At 72.9% G+C, this 18,693-nt stretch carries 15 protein-coding genes; 8 read left to right on the top strand and 7 right to left on the bottom strand.

What is annotated here, in order from left to right; translation table 11 throughout:
* Nucleotides 1-937: ferrochelatase (locus VGE38_RS00370; RefSeq protein WP_331140543.1), on the bottom strand; the 937-nt coding region annotated here is incomplete at its 3' end.
* A gap of 44 nt (nt 938-981) precedes the next feature.
* Between VGE38_RS00370 and VGE38_RS00375 the strand changes: the two genes are divergently transcribed.
* Together VGE38_RS00375 and VGE38_RS00380 are read left to right on the top strand one after the other, a co-directional pair.
* Nucleotides 982-2,118, top strand: coding sequence for a hypothetical protein (locus VGE38_RS00375; RefSeq protein ID WP_331140544.1), 1,137 nt, complete (start codon nt 982-984; stop codon nt 2,116-2,118).
* An 11-nt stretch (nt 2,119-2,129) separates the two neighbouring features.
* On the top strand, nt 2,130-3,443 hold the full coding sequence (locus VGE38_RS00380) for an FAD-linked oxidoreductase, L-gulonolactone oxidase family (RefSeq protein ID WP_331140545.1): 1,314 nt from the start codon (nt 2,130-2,132) through the stop codon (nt 3,441-3,443).
* An 18-nt stretch (nt 3,444-3,461) separates the two neighbouring features.
* Here the strand turns inward: VGE38_RS00380 and VGE38_RS00385 are convergent, their stop codons facing one another.
* On the bottom strand, nt 3,462-4,094 hold the full coding sequence (locus tag VGE38_RS00385; RefSeq protein ID WP_331140546.1) for a trimeric intracellular cation channel family protein: 633 nt from the start codon (nt 4,092-4,094) through the stop codon (nt 3,462-3,464).
* A 119-nt stretch (nt 4,095-4,213) separates the two neighbouring features.
* On the opposite strand from VGE38_RS00385, the gene sepH reads away from it, so the two are divergent.
* Nucleotides 4,214-5,203 (top strand): septation protein SepH, encoded by a 990-nt coding sequence (gene sepH, locus VGE38_RS00390; RefSeq protein ID WP_331140547.1) that lies wholly within the window; start codon nt 4,214-4,216, stop codon nt 5,201-5,203.
* A gap of 72 nt (nt 5,204-5,275) precedes the next feature.
* On the opposite strand, the gene VGE38_RS00395 is transcribed toward sepH, so the two are convergent.
* Genes VGE38_RS00395 through VGE38_RS00410 form a run of 4 tightly spaced genes read right to left on the bottom strand, consistent with a single transcriptional unit; the run spans nt 5,276 to nt 10,424 of the window.
* Entirely contained in the window at nt 5,276-5,941 is a 666-nt protein-coding gene (locus VGE38_RS00395; RefSeq protein WP_331140548.1) for a thymidine kinase, read from the bottom strand.
* Nucleotides 5,942-5,972: 31 nt separating this feature from the next.
* Nucleotides 5,973-7,121: an alkaline phosphatase family protein gene (locus VGE38_RS00400; RefSeq protein ID WP_331140549.1), complete on the bottom strand. Its 1,149-nt coding sequence runs from the start codon at nt 7,119-7,121 to the stop codon at nt 5,973-5,975.
* On the bottom strand, nt 7,118-7,702 hold the full coding sequence (locus VGE38_RS00405; protein ID WP_331140550.1) for a DUF5998 family protein: 585 nt from the start codon (nt 7,700-7,702) through the stop codon (nt 7,118-7,120). Before VGE38_RS00405 ends, VGE38_RS00400 begins: the two co-directional genes overlap by 4 nt.
* Before the next feature lie 22 nt (nt 7,703-7,724).
* The gene (locus VGE38_RS00410) at nt 7,725-10,424 is read right to left on the bottom strand and encodes a bifunctional acetate--CoA ligase family protein/GNAT family N-acetyltransferase (protein ID WP_331140551.1); all 2,700 of its coding nucleotides are present in this window, start codon (nt 10,422-10,424) and stop codon (nt 7,725-7,727) included.
* A 78-nt stretch (nt 10,425-10,502) separates the two neighbouring features.
* Here VGE38_RS00410 and VGE38_RS00415 point away from each other — a divergent pair, with 78 nt between their 5' ends.
* The 5 genes from VGE38_RS00415 to VGE38_RS00435 all read left to right on the top strand — a co-directional run bounded on the left by VGE38_RS00415 (nt 10,503) and on the right by VGE38_RS00435 (nt 17,728).
* On the top strand, nt 10,503-12,986 hold the full coding sequence (locus VGE38_RS00415; protein WP_331140552.1) for a DNA gyrase/topoisomerase IV subunit A: 2,484 nt from the start codon (nt 10,503-10,505) through the stop codon (nt 12,984-12,986).
* Between the two features lie 5 nt (nt 12,987-12,991).
* Entirely contained in the window at nt 12,992-13,696 is a 705-nt protein-coding gene (locus VGE38_RS00420) for an LppX_LprAFG lipoprotein (RefSeq protein WP_331140553.1), read from the top strand.
* Nucleotides 13,693-15,540, top strand: a complete 1,848-nt coding sequence (locus tag VGE38_RS00425; RefSeq protein WP_331140554.1) for an MFS transporter — start codon at nt 13,693-13,695, stop codon at nt 15,538-15,540. The genes VGE38_RS00420 and VGE38_RS00425 overlap by 4 nt, the downstream gene beginning before the upstream one ends.
* A 10-nt stretch (nt 15,541-15,550) precedes the next feature.
* Nucleotides 15,551-16,054: a beta-class carbonic anhydrase gene (locus tag VGE38_RS00430; RefSeq protein WP_331140555.1), complete on the top strand. Its 504-nt coding sequence runs from the start codon at nt 15,551-15,553 to the stop codon at nt 16,052-16,054.
* 348 nt (nt 16,055-16,402) lie between these two features.
* A complete protein-coding gene (locus VGE38_RS00435; RefSeq protein WP_331140556.1) occupies nt 16,403-17,728 on the top strand; it encodes an HNH endonuclease signature motif containing protein in 1,326 nt (441 codons plus the stop codon).
* A 258-nt stretch (nt 17,729-17,986) separates the two neighbouring features.
* Here VGE38_RS00435 and VGE38_RS00440 read toward each other — a convergent pair whose 3' ends face one another.
* Nucleotides 17,987-18,679 carry an N-acyl homoserine lactonase family protein gene (locus tag VGE38_RS00440; RefSeq protein WP_331140557.1) on the bottom strand — a complete coding sequence of 231 codons (693 nt, stop codon included), beginning with the start codon at nt 18,677-18,679 and terminating at the stop codon, nt 17,987-17,989.
* Between the last annotated feature and the right edge of the window lie 14 nt (nt 18,680-18,693).

The following is an 18,693-nucleotide window of genomic DNA, read 5'->3' on the forward strand; positions in this document are numbered from 1 at the left end:
CGGCCACGAAGCGACGGTCGACGCCGGGCGTCGGCGCGCGGCGGGCCGCGATGCCGAGCCGCTCGCACGTGGCCAGCGCCTCCGTGTCGAGGTCGTAGACGACCTCCATGTGGTCGGAGACGAAGCCGACCGGCACCAGCACCACCGCGCGGACCCCGTCGGCGGCGAGCTCCTCGAGCCGGTCGTTGACGTCGGGCTCGAGCCACGGCACGTGCGGGGCACCGGACCGGCTGCAGAAGACCAGCTCATGGGCGCGGTCGAGACCGGTCGCGGCGGCGACCTGCGCGGCCACCTCCCCGGCGACGTCCAGGTGCTGGGCGAGGTAGGCGCCGCCTCCCTGCTCGGGCGGTCCGCTGCCGTCGTTCATCGCTGTCGGGATGGAGTGCGTGACGAAGACGATCCGCGCCTCCGGGCGCAGCTCCTCGGGCAGGTCGTGGAGGGCGGCCAGCACGCCGTCGACCACCGGCGCGACGAATCCGGGGTGGTTGAAGTAGTTGCGCAGCTTGTCGATCACCGGCGCGTCCGGGAGGTCGACCACCGCGTCCCAGAGGTTCTCGCGGTACTGCCGGCACGAGGAGTAGGACGCGTAGGCGCTCGTCGTGAAGGCGGCCACCCGGGTCACGCCGTCGGCGGCCATCTGGCGCACCGTGTCGCCGAGGTACGGCTCCCAGTTGCGGTTGCCCCAGTAGACGGGCAGGTCGAGGCCGTGCTCGGCCAGCTCGGCGCGCAGCGCCGCGAGGAACGCCCGGTTCTGGTCGTTGATGGGCGAGCGGCCGCCGAATCCGAAGTAGTGCTGGCCGACCTCCTCCAGCCGCTCGCGCGGGATCCCCCGTCCGCGGGTGACGTTCTCGAGGAACGGCACGACGTCCTCAGGGCCCTCCGGACCGCCGAAGGAGAGCAGCAGGACGGCGTCGTACGGGCTCACGTCGGGGGCCATACCCCCAGCCTATTTGGACCGGAACGCTCCGCTAGGGTCGGGGTGTGGCCGACCGCATCGTCCTTCACATCGGGACCATGAAGACCGGCACGAGCTTCGTGCAGAACGTGATGGTGCGCAACGCGGACGCCTACGAGCGGGCCGGCTACCTCTACGTCGCCAAGGACTTCTCCGCGCAGGCCCGTGCCACGCGCAAGGTGCTCGCCGCCCCGAACCACCCCGAGCGGCACGGCGAGTGGCAGGCCCTCGCGCAGGAGGCGCGCGCCTTCCAGGGCGAGACCGCGATCATCTCGATGGAGTTCCTCAGCTTCGCCCGCCCGCACCAGATCGCCGCCTACCTCGCGCCGTTCGAGGGCATGGAGGTCCGCGTCATCGTGAGCCTGCGCGACCAGGCCCGCGTGATCCCGGCGCAGTGGCAGTCCTACGCCCGGCTGCTGGGGACCGACGCCTGGCCGACGTACCTGCGCCGCATCGACCCGCAGCGCCAGCGCGGCGACGACGCCCAGAGCCACGCGGCGCGCACGTTCTGGCGCGCCCAGTCCGTCGTGCCGATGATCGAGCGGTGGGGGGACCACCCGGGCGTGAGCCGGCTCGACGTGGTCACCGTCCCAGCGCCGCCTGCTCCCGACCACGTGCTGTGGGAGCGGTTCTGCGCCGCGGTCGGGATGCCGGCCGACCTGGCGGACCTGAGCGCCTACCACGGCAACACCTCGCTGGGCTACGCCTCGTGTGAGGTCGTCCGGCGGCTCAACCCCCTGCTCGCGGGCGTCCCGGGGCACATCTACCGCCCCGGACTGCGCCCGATCGTGCGGGACTCGCTCAAGCCCCGCAAGGGGATCGACGGCAAGCCGGTCCTCGACGCGGGCGCCGCCGACTTCGCGCTGCGCTCCAACGCGGCGATCCGCGAGGCGGTCGCCGGCCTGCCGCTGTACGGCGACCTGGCGGACCTGCCGGTGGCCGGCAACCTCGCCGACGCCCCCCGCCGGGCGCCGGGGCCGGACCGTGGCCTCGTGCACGACGCCGCCGTCGCGATGTGGGAGCGGTGCGCCGCCGAGCCGGGGGTCGGCGCCGGCCGCCGGCCCCGCCGGCTGTCCCGGATCCTCGCCGACATCGCCCGGATGCTGCCCGAGAGCGAGGGCTGGCAGGAGGCGGTCCGCACGCGGGGCTGGACGCGCAGCTAGCCTCTCGCCCCATGAGCAACGGCTGGCGCAACTGGTCCGGTCTCGAGACCGCCACCCCGACCGAGGTCAGGACCCCGCAGGACGCCGACGACGTCGTCACCGCGGTGGGCGACGCCGCCGCGGCCGGCACCACGGTCAAGATGGTCGGCACCGGCCACAGCTTCACGGGGATCGCCGCGCCGACCGGGGTGATGCTCTCCCCCGCCGGGCTCACCGGCATCCTCGCCGTCGACCGCGACCCGGACGGCGGGGCGACCGTCACGGCGTACGCCGGCACGCAGCTCAAGCACCTCAACACCGCCCTGGAGCGGCTCGGCCTCTCGCTGCACAACATGGGCGACATCGCCGAGCAGACCCTGGCCGGCGCCATCTCGACCGGCACCCACGGCACCGGTGGCGCGGTGGCCGGCCTGGCTGCGCAGGTCGTCGGCCTGACGCTGGTGACCGGCACCGGCGAGCTGCTGAGTGCCACGGCGACCGAGAACGCCGACGTGCTCGACCTGGCACGCGTCGGACTGGGCGCCCTGGGCGTGATCGTGACCGTGACGTTCCGCGTCGAGCCGCTCTTCGCGCTGGAGGCCGTCGAGCAGCCGATGAGCTGGTCGGAGTTCCACGGCGGGTTCGACGACCTGACCGAGGCTGCCCACCACGTCGACGCGTACTGGTTCCCGCACACGGACCGGATGCTCACCAAGCGCAACACCCGGCTCGCGGGCCTCGACGAGGTCGAGCCGCTGCCCCGCTGGCGCGCCTGGCTCGACGACGACTTCCTGCAGAACACCGCCTTCGGCGCGCTGTGCGCGGCCGCCAACCGCGCCCCCGGCGTGATCCCTCGCATGAACCGGATGAACGCCCGGCTGCTGTCGGCACGCACCTACTCCGACATCGCTCACCGGGTCTTCACCACCGAGCGGCGCGTGGTCTTCCGTGAGATGGAGTACGCCGTGCCACGCGCCGACGGGCTCGCGGTGCTCGAGGAGTGCCGCCGGGTGCTGGAGCGCTCCGCGGAGCGGATCTCGTTCCCGGTCGAGATCCGGGTGGCTGCCTCCGACGACGTGCCGCTCTCGACCGCCTACGGCCGCGACTCGTTCTACCTCGCGTTCCACACCCACCGCGACGCGGACCACCGGGGCTACTTCGCGCTCATGGAGCCGGTGCTGCGCGCCGCCGGCGGACGCCCGCACTGGGGCAAGCTGCACACCGGCACGGCGGACGACCTCGGCCCGGCCTACCCGCGGTTCGGCGACTTCCTCGCCCTGCGGGACCGGCTCGACCCGCACCGGGTGTTCGCCAATCCGTATCTCGAGCGCGTCCTCGGCGACTGAGCCCCTGAGGTCCGCCGGTCAGGCCGGCCCCAGCCCGTGCGGCATCGGCGCCTGCCAGTTGCGCCACAGCGCCAGCAGCCGCCACACCCCGCAGACCAGGCCGCCCACGGTCGCCGCGACGACCGTGCTCACGCCGAGCTCGTGCCCGAAGGCCGTGACGGCCGCGCCGGCGGCCGCCGGTGTCGCGTAGAGACCGCCGCGCAGGACCACCGGCACCAGCCCGGCGAGCAGGTCACGGACGATCCCGCCGCCGACGCCGGTGACGAGTCCCATCAGCGTCGCCGGCAGCGGCCCCAGCCCGTGCTCGGTCGCCTTGAGCGCCCCGGCCACGACGAAAAGCGAGAGGCCCGCCGCGTCGACGATGTTGATCATGCGCTCGGCGCGCACCATCGCCGGGTGGTAGACCGAGACCAGCAGACCTGCGGCGACCGGGACGAGCAGGTAGCGCCAGTCCTGCAGCGCGGCGGGCGGCGCCGCCCCGATGAGGACGTCGCGGATGAACCCCCCGCCCAGGCCGGTCGTGACCGCGAGCACCTGGACCCCGAACACGTCGAGGGACTTGCGGACCGCGACCAGCGCGCCCGAGACGGCGAAGACGAAGATGCCGAGCAGGTCGGTGACGACGAGCGCGGTGGACGGGTCGGAGGCCACCCGGCGAGGTTAGCGACGGACGGGTTCGAGCACTTCGGCGGCACACCGCGTGTACGGTCCGGTTCGGGCGTCACCCTGGCGTAGGGTGGGGCGCACCGGACGAGCAAGAGACGAAGAGGATGTCGGCCGAAGAACTGCCCCAGCTGCCCGACGTCGCAGCCCGCGCCACGGGCGCCGACGAGGCGGGTCACCATGAGGACACCCGTCCTCAGCAGCTGACCGTCGCGTCGGTCAGCCGCGACGGCCGGCGCGTGCTCCTCATCGACGCGTCCGGCAACGAGTTCAGCGTGGCCGTCGACGACAGCCTCCGCGCGGCACTGCCGGCCGCCCCGTCTCGGCGAACGGAGAAGCCCATGACCGAGAACTCCCGAGAGATCGCCCTGCGCCCGCGCGACATCCAGGCCCGGATCCGGGCCGGCGAGAGCGCCGAGTCGGTGGCCGACGCCGCCGGCACCACGGTCGAGAAGATCATGCCGTTCGCCGCCCCCGTGCTCGCCGAGCGCGAGCACGTCGCCCAGCGCGCCCAGCGCTCGTCGGTACGCCGGCGGGCCGGTGAGCCGGGCCAGACGGGCCAGCCGGGCGCGACCGCCCGGACGCTCGGCGAGGCCGTTGCCGCGCAGCTGGACCGGTTCGAGCTCTCCCCCGACGCGGTCGAGTGGGACGCCTGGCGGCGCCACGACGGCCGGTGGTCGCTGGTCGGCCGCTACCGCACGCCGGTCCGCTCCGGGGCCGCCGAGCTGACCTTCGACCCGCCGGGCAACTTCGTCTCCCTCGACAACGACGACGCCCGCTGGCTGGTCGGCGACCTGCCCGACGCGCCGGTGACGGCCGCGGAGCGGCAGCCCGACGAGCTGGCGCAGGTGCGCGAGCGTCGGCTCGCCCCGGTCGAGGAGCCGCTGCCGGTCGAGGAGCCGATCGAGGCGTTCCTCGAGCCGGCCCCGCAGCCGGTCGCCGAGCCGAGCTCCCCGCCGGAGCCCCCGGCGCAGCCGCCGGTGGCCGACAAGCCCGCCGCAGCGCCGGCCAAGAAGCCGGCCGCCAAGAAGCGCGGTCGGGCCTCGGTCCCGAGCTGGGACGAGATCATGTTCGGCGGCGGGTCCGACAAGGACTGACCGCGGGCACCTGACCTCACCCACCGCGACACGCGGGATCGGTGCTGGAAGGGTCAGGTGCCGGAGAGACCGTCAGCCGAACGGCAGCGGTTCGGGAGCCAGCGAGACGGCCTGGGCCCGGGCTGCGGTGAGCGTACGCCGGTGGTGCTGGCGGCAGAGCACCTCGTAGGCCACCTCGGCGGGCTCGCCGACCGGAGCCGGACCGGCGCCCTCGACATCGCCGACCACGATCACCTCACCCTCGGTGACCATGACGCCGTCCTCGGTGCGGGCGTTGTGGGTGGCCCGCTTGCCGCACCAGCACAGCGCCTCGACCTGCAGCACCTCGGTGCGGTCGGCGAGCTCCACCAGCCGCGCCGATCCCGGGAACAGCCGGGTCCGGAAGTCGGTGAGGATGCCGAAGCAGAAGACGTCGAGCTGCAGCTCGTCGACGATCTTGGCCAGCTGCTCGATCTGCTCCGGGGTGTAGAACTGCGCCTCGTCGCAGATGAAGTAGTCGATCCGCGCACCGTGGGTGAGGGCGTCGACGGTATGCCGCCAGAAGTCCAGGTCGGGCGTGACCTCGATGGCCTCGTGGACCAGGCCCAGCCGCGAGGAGAGCACGGCGTCGCCGGCCCGGTCGTGGGAGGTGAAGATCCGGCCGGTGCGGCCACGCGCGGCGTGGTTGTGGTTGGTCTGCAGGGCGAGCGTCGACTTTCCCGCGTCCATCGTCCCGGTGAAGAAGATCAGCTCAGCCACGCCGCGGATTCTCCCACGTCCGGAGCGGCTCTCAGTCCACCAGGATCGGGATCAGCATCTCGTCGGCGGTCAGCGAGCCGTGCAGGCCCACGAGCATCGCCTCATAGGGGAACACACCGCTCGCCATCACCGCGAAGTCGCCGTGCGCGGCCACGATCACGTCGCCCAGCCGCGGCCGGACCGCGGGCGTCACCTCGCCGAACCAGCCGCGGGCGACGGCCTGGTCCCGGGTGAGCACGGTGGCCCGGTCGCCGAGCACCTCCGCCCAGGTGTCCGCGACCGAGGCGACGGCGCCGCGCTGGCAGTACAGGTGGCGGAACCGCGCCTCCCCGCCCAGCAGGGCGAGGCCGTCACGCAGCGAGCTGCTCTCGGCATGGTCGTCCACGTCGATCCGCGACTCCGGCGGGGAGTCGATCATGCCGTGGTCGGCCACGACGACCAGACGCACCGACGGCGGGAGCGCGTCGCGCAGCTGCTCGGCCTCGGCGTCGATCATCGACAGCTGCTGCAGCCACGGGCTGGAGGCGACGCCGTGGCGGTGCCCGGTCCAGTCCAGGTCGCCGTCGTAGAGGTAGGTGATGGAGCCGGGCTCGGCCGAGGCGACCAGCGCCCCGGCGATCCGCTCGCCGACCTTGTCGGCGCCGACGTACTCCGCCCCTCGCTGCGCGGCCTCGGTGAGCCCGGTGCCCTGGAACTCGCGCTTGTTGACGACCGTGACGGTCACGCCGCGCTCGCGGAGCCGCTGGAAGGCGGTCGGGTGCGGCTGCCACTCGTGCGGGTCGACGTCCTTGCTCCACTGCAGCGCGTTGAGCAGCGCGTCGGTGCCCGGGATCCGGCTGGTGTAGCCCACCAGGCCGTGCCCGCCCGGCGTCATGCCGGTGCCGAACGAGGTGAGACTGGTCGCCGTGGTCGACGGCACGCCGGAGGTGCCCGGCTCCTGGCCGGCGAGCAGGGAGGAGAGGTACGGCGCCGCGTGGGCGTAGCGGCGCAGCAGCTGCGCCCCCAGTCCGTCGACGAGGAACACGACGTAGGACGCCGCGTCCGGAAGCACGAGCCCGCTCGGGGTCTGCTCCAGCGGTCGCCCGAGCGCCGCCGCGATCGCGGGGACGACATCGCCGAGCGACCGGCGGGCGTACGCCGGCTCGACGAACCCGGAGGCCGCGACGGCGTCCGTGCTCACGCGACGTGGGTGCGCGCCGACAGCGCCTCGGCGAAGGCCAGCAGGCTGCCGACCGCGTCGGAGCCGTCAGCCGCGGCGGAGACCCGCAGGGAGAAGTCGTCGGAGGAGAGCACGCCGGTGTAGCCGTGGTCGGCCTCGCACTGCGGGTCGGAGCAGCCGGCCGGCTCGAGGTCGACGCGGGACACCCCGCCCCAGCCGATCGTGAGGACGGCCTCGGCGGCGCGGGAGGGCCCCTCGCTCGGGTTGGCGATCATCCGCGTGACGACCACCGACTTGACCGCGTCCAGGCGCACCGCCTCGGTCGAGGTCGAGGTGTAGGGCTCGGGCAGCAGGTCGTCGCCGGGGTGCTCGTCGGTGTGGGCCAGCACCAGCCGGGTCGGGGTCAGCACCAGCACGGAGAGGTGGCGGCGTACCTCGTCGTGTTCGAAGGTCGGCTCGTGGTGCACGAAGAACGACACGACCTGCTCGCCACCCACGGCGGCGGTCACGCCGTCGGCGACCACCTCGGGGTAGTAGCCGGTCAGGTCGATGGCCTGACGCAGCTGCGGGGCGCGGTCGGACTGGGTGCGGGTGGAGCTCATGGGTCCATCCTGTCACGGCCGCTCAGTCGGGGATGGTGTCCCCGGGCAGCGACGGCATCCGGCGGACGTACCAGTCCGAGCGCGCGTCGGCGACCGGCTCCACGCGCCCGGAGGCGGTGAGCACGTTCGCACCCGAGGGGCCGGCCAGCACGAGCGAGAGCTCCAGCGCGCTGACCTGCGGCAGGTCGTTCTGCAGCTGGGCCACGAGCCGGATCAGCCGCTCGATCTCGTCGACCTTGACGACCTCCGCCCCGCGGTAGCCGAACAGCATCGGTGAGGCGCGCACCTCCCGGACCATGGCGGCGGCGTCGCGCTGGCTGATCGGCGGGATCCGGTAGGAGCGGTCGGCCAGCAGCTCGCTCATCGGGCCGCCGAGGCCGAAGGAGACCACCGGGCCGAACAACGGGTCCTCGATGCTGCGGATGAGCACGGGCACCCCGGGCGGGGCCACCTTCTGCACCACGAAGCCCGCACCCTCGACGTCGCCGAGGAAGCCGGCGATCCCGTGCCAGGCCTCCCGCATCTCGTCGGGGTCGGCGATGTTGCGCCAGACGTGGGCGAGGTCCGGGCGCTCGCGGACGTGCTCGGCGGTCGCCTTCAGCACCACGTCCCAGCCGAGCGCCTCCGCGGCCTGCTGCGCCTCGTCGAGGGTCGTGACCGGCAGCGTGCGCCACAGGCTGATGCCGTAGCAGCCGAGCAGCTCGGCCAGCTCCTCGCGCTCCAGCTCGCCGCCCTCGGGACGGCGCGCCAGGGCGCGGTTGACGAGCTTCTTGGCGCGCACGACGTCGACGGCGTCCGGGCCGAACGCCCCGCCGTCGGGGGTGCGCAGCCACACGGCGTACTCGACCACCTTGGCCAGGGCACGCACGGCGCTCTCCACCGAGGAGTACGACGGCACCGAGCCGCGACCCGCGGTGGACCCGGCCACGTCGGGGACCCGCAGCAGCTCCGGGACACCCTCGGCACCGAGGAAGGACGCCAGCAGCGGCTTGTCGGACTGCTCCCCCACCGCGGCGAGCACGTTGGCGATGTCCTCGCCGCTCACCGTCAGCGGCGGGATGTAGACCGCGACCACGGCGTCGACCTCGGGGTCGTCGATCGCGGAGTCCAGGGCGTCCTCGAAGTCCTCCGCGGTGGGCTCGGTCGACAGCGCGATCTGCTTGTTGACGACCAGGCCGACGCTCGCGGCGGCGTCGGCCGCGAGCAGGCCGAGCGCGTCGGAGTTGCCGACGATGGCGACCCGGCGTCCGCGCGGCAGCGGCTGGTGCGCGAGCAGCTGGGCGACGTCGAACATGTCCTCGAGCGTGTCGACCTGGATCACGCCGGCCTGGCGGAACATCGCGTCCACCGCCTGCGGCGGCGCGGCGATCTTGCGGACCGCGTGGCCCATGGGCACGCCCTGGGTCGTGCGCCCGGAGCGGACGGCCACGATCGGCTTGCGGAGGCTGACCCGGCGCGCGATCCGGGAGAACTTGCGCGGGTTGCCGAGCGACTCGAGGTACATCATCACGACCTCGGTGGAGTCGTCCTCCTCCCAGTACTGCAGCAGGTCGTTGCCGGAGACGTCGGCGCGGTTGCCCGCGCTGACGAAGGTCGAGAGGCCGAGTCCCCGCTTCTCGACCTTCTCCAAGATGGCCGAGCCCAGCGCGCCGGACTGGCAGAAGAACCCGGCCCGGCCGCGCGGCGGCATCACGCGCGAGAGCGAGGCGTTGATCCGCACCGACGGCTCGGTGTTGATCACGCCCAGCGCGTTCGGGCCGATCAGGCGCAGGCCGTAGGAGCGGGAGAGCCCGACCAGCCGGCGCTGCCGCTGGCGGCCCTCCTCGCCGGTCTCGGCGAAGCCGCTGGAGATGACCACCAGGCCGTGCACGCCCTTGGCGGCGCAGTCGAGCACGACGTCCTGCACCGCCTCGGCGGGCACGGCGACCACGGCGACGTCGACCTCGTCCGGCACGTCCTGCACCGACCGGTAGGCGGGCATGCCGCTGACGGCGTCGGCGTTCGGGTTGACGACGTACACGCGGCCGGAGAAGTCGGCGTTGACCATGTTGCGCACCAGCACCTGGCCGATGGTCTCCTGGCGCCGGGAGGCACCGATGATCGCGACCGAGCGAGGGTTGAGGAACCGGCTGATGGAGGCAGCCTCGGCCTCGTGCTCGCGGTCGAGCATCACGCCCATCGCGGTCTCGGTCGGCTCGATCGAGAACTCCAGGCTGATGACGCCGTCCTCGTAGCCGCTGGCGACGCGGTAGCCCGCGTCACGGAAGGTGTTGATCATCCGGGCGTTGTCGGGCAGCACCTCGGCGAAGAACTTCTCCACGCCGCGCTCGCGGCCGGCCTGCGCGAGGTGCTCGAGCAGCAGCTGCGCGATGCCGCGGCCCTGCTGGCGGTCCTCGACCAGGAAGGCCACCTCCGCCTCGCCGGGGTGCACGAGGTCGTAGCGGCCGATGGCGATCATCCGGCCCTGCAGGGTGAGCACGAAGGCGACCCGGGTGACGTAGTCCACCTGGGTGAAGCGCTGCACGTCGCGGGCCGACAGGTGCGGCATCGGCGAGAAGAAGCGGTAGTACTTCGACTCGTCGGAGACCCGGTTGTCGTAGAAGTCGACCAGCAGGTCGGCGTCCGCGGGCGTCACCGGCCGGATGTGCGCGGTCCGGCCGTCCCGCAGCAGCACGTCGGCCTCCCAGTGGGAGGGATAGGCGGGAGCGTCGGCCTCGGTCACGGGGGAAATCTATCCGGCGAACCGGCACCGGCGCGCCCTGCACCCGATCCGTCGGTGGCAACGGGGAGAATGCACCCCATGGCACGGCGCAACGCCCCTGAGCTCCCCGCGGACGACTTCGAGGAGCACATCCTCGACACCGACATCACCCAGGAGATGGAGACCTCGTTCCTGGAGTACGCCTACTCGGTGATCTACTCCCGGGCACTCCCGGACGCCCGCGACGGCCTCAAGCCGGTCCAGCGCCGGATCCTGCACACGATGAACGACATGCGGCTCTTCCCCGACCGCGGTCACGTCAAGAGCGCCCGCGTCGTCGGCGAGGTGATGGGTCGCCTCCACCCGCACGGCGACGGCGCGATCTACGACGCCCTGGTGCGGCTGGCGCAGCCGTGGTCGATGCGGCTGCCGATGGTCGACGGGCACGGCAACTTCGGCTCGCCGGACGACGGTCCGGCGGCCATGCGCTACACCGAGGCCCGGATGGCGCCGCCGGCGGTCGCGATGACCGCCACGATCGACGAGGACACCGTCGACTTCAAGCCGTCGTACGACGGCAGCGAGCTCGAGCCGGTCGTGCTGCCCGCCGCGATCCCGAACCTCGTGGTCAACGGCACCACCGGCATCGCGGTCGGCATGGCGACCAACATGGCACCGCACAACCTGGTCGAAGTGGTCGCGGCGCTGCGTGAGCTCATCAAGCGGCCGGGCATGAGCACCGACGACCTGATGAAGTTCGTCCCCGGTCCGGACCTGCCGACCGGCGGCACGATCGTCGGGCTCGACGGCATCAGGGACGCCTACGAGACCGGCCGCGGCTCGTTCAAGATCCGCGCGACCGCGCGCATCGAGCCGGTGGGCCGCCGCAAGGGCATCGTGGTGACCGAGCTGCCCTACGGCGTCGGCATCGAAAAGGTCGTCGAGCGGATCAAGACGCTGGTGCAGACCAAGAAGCTGCAGGGCATCAGCGACCTCAAGGACCTCACCGACATGGCCAACGGCACCCGCCTGGTCATCGAGCTCAAGAACGGCTTCGTGCCGGAGGTGCTGCTCGAGCAGCTCTACAAACTGACCCCGATGGAGGACTCCTTCGGCATCAACAACGTCTGCCTCGTCGACGGCCAGCCGCGCACGCTGGGTCTCAAGCAGCTGCTCGAGGTCTTCCTCGGACACCGCTACGACGTGGTGCGCCGGCGCAGCCAGTTCCGCCGCGACCGGGCCGCCGCCCGGCTGCACTTGGTCGAGGGCCTGCTCGTGGCGATCCTCGACATCGACGAGGTCATCCAGCTCATCCGCTCCTCCGAGAACGGCGCCGAGGCCAAGGAGCGGCTGATGACGGTCTTCGACCTGTCGGACCTGCAGGCCGACTACATCCTCGACATGGCGCTGCGCCGGCTCACGAAGTTCTCCCGCATCGAGCTGGAGAAGGAGCAGTCCGAGCTGCAGCGCACCATCGAGGAGCTCGACGCGATCCTGGCCGACGACGGGTTGCTCCGCAAGGTCGTCTCCGACGAGCTGGCCGAGGTCGCCAAGACCTACGGCACGCCGCGCCGCACCGTGCTGCTGGCCAGCGCCGGCACCGCGGCCATCGAGGCGCTGAAGATGTCGGCCGAGGTGCCCGACGAGCCCTGCTTCGCGCTGCTCTCCTCCACCGGGCTGCTGGCGCGCACCAACGACGACGACCCGCTGGCCACCGGTGGCGGGCGGGCCAACCACGACGTCGTCACCTCCGTGGTCCGCGCCACGACCCGCGGCGAGATCGGCGTGGTGACCTCCCGCGGGCGGCTGCTGCGGCTCAGCATGCTCGACCTGCCGGCGATCCCGCCGACCGCCGGCGACCCGAACCTGCAGGGCGGCGTACCCCTCTCCGCGCTGCTCTCCCTCGACGGCGGCGAGCGAGCGCTGACGCTCTGCACGCTGGCCACCGAGGGGCCGGGGCTCGCGCTCGGCACGAAGCTCGGCGTCGTCAAGCGGGTCAACCCCGAGGTCCTGAACAAGGACGAGTGGGATGTCATCAACCTCGCGCCCGGCGACGAGGTGGTCGGAGCCGTCGAGCTCACCACGGGCGCCGAGGAGCTCTGCTTCGTCACCTCCGACGCCCAGCTGCTGCACTTCGCCGCCGACGCGGTGCGGCCGCAGGGCCGCAACGCCGGCGGCATGGCCGGCGTGCGGGTGGCGCAGGGCGCCCGGGTGGTGTTCTTCGGCGCCTTCGACCCGACCGTGGGTGAGGGCGCCGTGCTGGTGACCTCCTCCGGTGCCTCCACCGCGCTGCCCGGCACCGAGCCGGGGTCGGTGAAGGTCGCGCCCTTCAGCGAGTACCCCGGCAAGGGCCGTGCCACCGGCGGCGTCCGCTGCCACCGCTTCCTCAAGGGCGAGGACACCCTGGTGTTCGCGTGGGCCGGCCCCGCGCCCGCCCGGGCCGCCGCCAACAGCGGTGCCCCGATCGAGCTTCCGGAGCCCTCCGGCAGGCGCGACGGCTCCGGCGTCCCGGGCAGCCAGCCCATCGACGCGTGCGCGGGTCCGGTCGCCGTCCTGGCCGGCGGCGCCGCTGTGGAAGGCTGACGCCCATGCGCTCGCTGCCTCTCGCCCTGGCCTCCGGCCTGCTGCTCACCGGACTGCTCGCCGGCTGCACCGACGACGGCGACGGTGCTGACGGGCAGGCCGACCCCACCCCCGCTGAGGTGCTGGCCCAGGCCAAGCAGAAGCTCGACGAGACCAGCGGCGTGCGGCTCGAGGTCACCTCCGAGGAACTGCCCGAGGACGTCACCGGACTGGTCTCGGCCACCGGCGTGCTGACCAGCGCGCCGGGGTTCGACGGCTCGATCGTGGTGCAGTACGCCGGGTTCACCCCCGAGGTGCCCGTTGTCGCCGTCGACGGCAAGGTCTACGCCCAGCTGCCCCTGACGACGGGGTGGCAGGAGATCGACCCGGCCGAGTACGGCGCCCCCGACCCGGCCGCGCTGATGGACCCGGCCACCGGACTGTCGTCCTTCCTCACCGCCACGACCGGCGTCACCGAGGGTGACTCGGTGCGCGGCGGCGCCAACAACAGCGAGGTCCTGACCTCCTACTCCGGCACGCTGCCCGCCGCGACGGCCGCGGTGATCGTGCCCAGCGTCGCCGGCAACGTCGCCGCGACCTACGCCGTCAACGACGGGGGCGAGCTCCGGTCCGCCCAGCTGGTCGGCGACTTCTACGGCACGGGTGCGGCGTCGACGTACGTGCTCACGGTCGACGACTACGGCACCGAGCAGGACATCACCGCTCCGTGACGCCGACGCGCCGTCCCGCCGGCTCCGCGCTGCTGGCGCTGGCCGCGACCGCGGTCTGCTTCGCCGCCGCCGACACCTACGTCGTCGTGCTCGCGCTGCCCGACATCATGCGCGGCGTCGGACTCTCGGTCGAGGAGCTGCAGCGGGCGGCGCCGATCATCTCCGCGTTCCTGCTGGGCTACGTCGCGATGCTGCCGCTGATCGGCCGGATCGCCGATGTGCGGGGCCGACCGCCGGTGCTCGTCGCCGGGCTGGTCGTCTTCGCGTTCGGCTCGCTGGTCACGGCGCTCGCCGTCGACCTCCCCATGATGGTCACCGGCCGGTTCCTGCAGGGCCTGGGCGGCGGCGCGCTCGTGCCGGCGACGCTCGCCCTGGTAGCCGACCTCTACCCCGTGGAGCGCCGCGGCGTACCGCTAGGCGTCGTCTCGGCCGTCCAGGAGCTCGGCTCCGTCCTCGGCCCGCTGCTCGGCGCCGCTGTCCTCGCCGTCGCCGACTGGCGGGTGATCTTCCTGCTCAACCTGGTGGTCGGCGCCGTCCTCGCGGTGCTGGTCCATCGCGCCGCCGCGTCGGACGCCATTCGCTGGTCGAGCAGCGAGCGCCAGCCGTCCCCCCGCTGGTCGAGCAGCGACCACCAGCCGTCCCCCCGCTGGTCGAGCAGCGAGCGCCAGCGAGCGTCGTCGAGACCCCCCGACCTCGTCGGCATCCTGCTTCTCGCGGTCACCCTCGCGGCCGGGACGCTGATGTCGGCCCGCCCCACCGCGATCGTCACCGACGTGGAGTGGGGCCGGCTCTACGTCCCCGCCGCCGGCAGCAGCCTGTGGACCACGCCGCTCGGCCTCCTCACGGCACTCGCCGGCGTGCTGTTCCTGGCCTGGTGCTGGCTGGCGCGCCGCCCGCTCGTCGATCTGCGCGGCTGGGCGGCCAGCGCCCGGCAGGCCGACCTGACCGGCGCCACCTACCTCGCCGTCGCGTTGGGGGGTGTCGTGCTCGCCTTCGCGACGGCCGACCCGAAGGTCCAGGTCATCTCGGCCCAGGGCGGCTGGTACCTCCTCGCCGCCGCCGTGGCCGCCCTGGCCTTCGCCGTCCACCTGCGCCGCGCCGAGCACCCGCTCGTGCCGGTCGGGGCGCTGCGGCGTACGCCGGCCTGGGGCTCGGTCGTCGTCAGCTTCCTCGTCGGCGCCGCCCTGGTCGCCGCGCTCATCGACATCCCGCTGTTCGCGCGCACGACGGTGCACTCCGAGAGCCAGCTGCAGGCGGCGCTGGTGCTGGTGCGCTTCCTGGTCGCGCTGCCGGTCGGCGCGGTCCTGGGCGGCGTCCTCATCCGCCGGCTGCCCGCGGGCCCGGTGGCGGCCGTCGGCATGGCGTGCGCCGCTGTCGCCTTCTGGCAGATGAGCGGCTGGGACCTCACGACCCTGGAGCACTGGAGCGCCAACGGTCCCCTGCTGCTCGGCGGGCTCGGCTTCGGACTCGCGCTCGCGCCGGTCAACGCCGCCGTCCTGGCCACCACCGACGCCGCGGTGCACGGGCTGGCCGGTGCGATGGTCGTCGTCGCCCGCATGGTGGGGATGCTCGTGGGGATCGCCGCGCTCACGACGATCGGCCTGCGGCGCTACTACGCCGAGCAGGCCGACCTCCCGCCCGCCCGCGAAGTCTGCGACGGCCTGACCCGGTGCGACGCCTTCACCGAGCTGATCCGGACCGCGGGCATCGCCCAGGAGCAGGCTGTGTTCTCCGGTGCGGCCGTCGTCGCGCTGCTGGCCGCCGTACTCGCCGTGATGCTGCTGCGCGGCGCTCCCACCCGCGACGTGGACACCCGCGAGGCCCTGGGTGCGCTGGGGGGCTAGATTGCTGGGCATGTCTGATGCTTCCGGATTCACCGACCTTCTGGCCGCGAACGACAACTACGCGGCCCGCTTCGAGTACGCCGGCTTCGACGGCGTCGCACGCGCCGGCGTCGCCATCGTCACCTGCATGGACAGTCGACTCGACCCGCTCGGGATGGTCGGCCTCAAGCCGGGTGACGCGAAGATCTTCCGCAACCCGGGCGGCAGGATCACGCCTGAGGCGCTCGAGGCGCTCGTGCTCGGCGTGCACCTGCTCAACGTGAACCGCGTCCTGATCGTCCCTCACACCCGCTGCGCCGTGGCCAGCAACAGCGAGACCGAGCTGCGTGCCCGCGTCGCCGAGTCGGCCGGCGTCGACGCCTCATGGCAGCCGTTCCACGTCATCGACGACCAGGTGCGCGCGCTCGCCGAGGACGTCGCCAAGGTGCGTTCGCACCCGCTCGTGCCCGACACCGTCGAGGTCGGCGGCTTCATCTACGACGTCGACACCGGCCGGCTGACCCAGAAGGTCTGACGCTCCCGTTCCCTTGCCTGGGTTGGCCGACGCCTCGTTGGTCGAGCCGGCGAGCCGCTAGGCGAGCCGTGTCGAGACCACCGGTGGTGCCGCTGCCAGCCTCGCTGCGGGGGTCTGGACACGTTCGGCCGCGGGCGGCCTCCCTGCTCGACCAACGGGACTGGCTTCTCGTTGGTCGAGCCGCGAGCCGCCGCCTCTCGTTGGTCGAGCCGGCGAGCCGCTAGGCGAGCCGTGTCGAGACCACCGGTGATGCCGCTGGAAGGCGGGTGTCGGACCCGTGATCGGGCCGTCCACAGGCGCGGCGGCGGGTTCGCGGGGACTGTCGGTGGCGGGTGCTTGAGTGGGCTCATGACCAGCTCGCGGATCGATCTCGACACCACGCCGGACTCCCCGGCCGGGGTGTTGGCCGACCTGCGCAGCCACCGGGAGGCCGCCCGGGCCGCGGAGGTGGCGGTGATGGTGGACGCGATCGGGTGGGCGGCGATGCACTCGGTCGACTCCCTGGACCGGGCCGCGACGCTGCCGGGCACCGAAGGCGCTGTGGCGATCGCGGGTGAGGGGGCGCCGTTGGTGGCGGAGTTCGCCATCGCCGAGCTGGCCGCGGTGCTGGGGCGCTCCACCGACTCCGGCCGGATCTGGCTGGGGCAGGTCATGGAGTGCCGCTACCGGCTCCCGAAGACCTGGGCCGGGTTGACCGGTGGTCGGGTGCAGCCCTGGCAGGTCCGCCGTATCGCCGAGGCCACCCTCGGCCTGTCGTTCGAGGCCGCGGGCTGGGTGGACCGACAGCTGGCGCCGGTGGCGCACAAGATCGGGCCCGCCCAACTGGACCGCACCATCACCGAGGCCCTCACCCGCTTCGACCCCGACCGGGCTGAAGCCGAGGCCCGGGCCGCGCGGGAGTCGCGGTACGTGACCGTGGAGACCCGGCACGTCACCACCGATGGTTGTGTCCAGCTCCACGGCACCCTGGACCTGGCCGACGCCCTCGACCTCGACGACGCCCTCCACGCGGTCGCCACCACCCTGGCGCAACTGGGTTCGGCCGACTCCCTCGACGTGCGCCGCGCCAAAGCACTCGGTGAGATCGCCCGCAACGACCACACCCTCGACCTGCCCGTCGGCGACGAGGTTGGCGCCGAACCCATGGCCTCGGCTGAGAAGGTGCCGGTGCCGCGGCGCCAGGTGATGCTCTACGCCCACCTGACGGTCAACAGCCACGGGCTGGATCCGTTCGTGCGGGTGGAGAACACCCGCAGCCTGATCACCCTGGACCAACTGCGGGAGTGGCTCACCATCCAGGACACGACCGTGACGGTGCGGCCGGTGCTCGACCTCGACGAGCACCTCGAGACCACCGGCTACCAGCCCACCCACCGACTCCGGGAGCAGGTGGCGTTGGTCAACCGGAGGTGCGTGTTCCCGCACTGCACCCGCCCCGCCCGCGGCTGCGACACCGACCACATCACCGCCCACACCAGTGGTGGGCCGACCTGCTCCTGCAACCTCGCACCCCTGTGCCGACGCCACCACCGCATCAAGACCCACACCGCCTGGACCTACGACCTCCTCGACCCCGGCGTCTATGTCTGGCGCAGCCCCCACGGCCTGATGTTCCACGTCGACCCCGACGGCACCACCAGCATCGACACCACTCGACATCCGTCCCGCTCCTGACCCCGCCACCCCCACGGGTAGCGGGGCCACCGGCACGCCCCGGGTGGTCTCGACACGGCTCGCTGGCGCTCGCCGGCTCGACCAACGAGGTGGTGCGGTGGTCTCGACACGGCTCGCCTAGCGGCTCGCCGGCTCGACCAACGAGAAACGCCGGCTCGACCAACGAGGAACGCCGGCTCGGACAACGAGGAACGCCGGCTCGACCAACGAGATAGCGGCTCCTCGACCGACGAAGAACGCCGGCGGGGTCGCGGGTCCTTACGGGATCCAGACGGCGGCATCGTGGGCGAACACAACCCGCTTCGGGTCGAGGGCGAGCAGCCGCGCCATCCAGGGGCTGCTCAGCGGTAGTGGCGCCTCGTGACCGAGGTCGCCGGCCTGCGCGGCGAGAGCGTCGGCGGACCACTGGGACGCGTTGTCGTGGGACTGTCCCGCCAGGATGACCGTCCCGTCGTCGCAGCGGAGCACTACCGACTGGTGGCCGTCCACGTGCCCCGGCGTCGGAACGACGTGGACGCCGGGGGCCAGCTCGGCCTCGCCGTCGAGCAGGTCGTACCTGGCGCGCGGGAAGTCCACGAGCTCCGGCACGGTGTACTCCGTCGTCCGCGCGATCTCCAGCTCCCGGCGCTGGCAGTAGATGGGCGTGCGGGGGAAGGACGGGTTGCCACCGATGTGGTCGAAGTGGAGGTGGCAGTTGACCACCATGTCGATGTCGCCGGTGCTCAGCCCCACCGTGGCGAGCGCCTCCTCGATCGGGACCCGCCGCGGCCGGTACCACGCCTCGGTCTCCGGACCCGCGTCGCCGAGGCCGGTGTCGAGGAGCAGCACGCCCGCCGACGTACGCACCACGTAGCCGAGCACCGGTTCGACCCGCGGGCTCCCGGTCCCGGTCTCCTCGGGCGGCCGCACGAAGCTGCCGAACCGGATCCGTGCGACGTCGTCCATCCGCATGCGGGCAGCCTAGG

This window comes from Nocardioides sp., assembly GCF_036405735.1.
In the GTDB taxonomy this organism is placed as follows: Bacteria; Actinomycetota; Actinomycetes; order Propionibacteriales; family Nocardioidaceae; genus Nocardioides.

Bases quoted from the DNA above. Each gene is read 5' to 3' on its own strand.
- VGE38_RS00380 (WP_331140545.1), top strand. From the start codon at position 2,130: ATGAGCAACGGCTGGCGCAACTGGTCCGGTCTCGAGACCGCCACCCCG.
- sepH (WP_331140547.1), top strand. From the start codon at position 4,214: ATGTCGGCCGAAGAACTGCCCCAGCTGCCCGACGTCGCAGCCCGCGCC.
- VGE38_RS00405 (WP_331140550.1), bottom strand. From the start codon at position 7,702: ATGAGCTCCACCCGCACCCAGTCCGACCGCGCCCCGCAGCTGCGTCAG.
- VGE38_RS00415 (WP_331140552.1), top strand. From the start codon at position 10,503: ATGGCACGGCGCAACGCCCCTGAGCTCCCCGCGGACGACTTCGAGGAG.
- VGE38_RS00420 (WP_331140553.1), top strand. From the start codon at position 12,992: ATGCGCTCGCTGCCTCTCGCCCTGGCCTCCGGCCTGCTGCTCACCGGA.
- VGE38_RS00430 (WP_331140555.1), top strand. From the start codon at position 15,551: ATGTCTGATGCTTCCGGATTCACCGACCTTCTGGCCGCGAACGACAAC.
- VGE38_RS00435 (WP_331140556.1), top strand. From the start codon at position 16,403: ATGACCAGCTCGCGGATCGATCTCGACACCACGCCGGACTCCCCGGCC.
- VGE38_RS00440 (WP_331140557.1), bottom strand. From the start codon at position 18,679: ATGCGGATGGACGACGTCGCACGGATCCGGTTCGGCAGCTTCGTGCGG.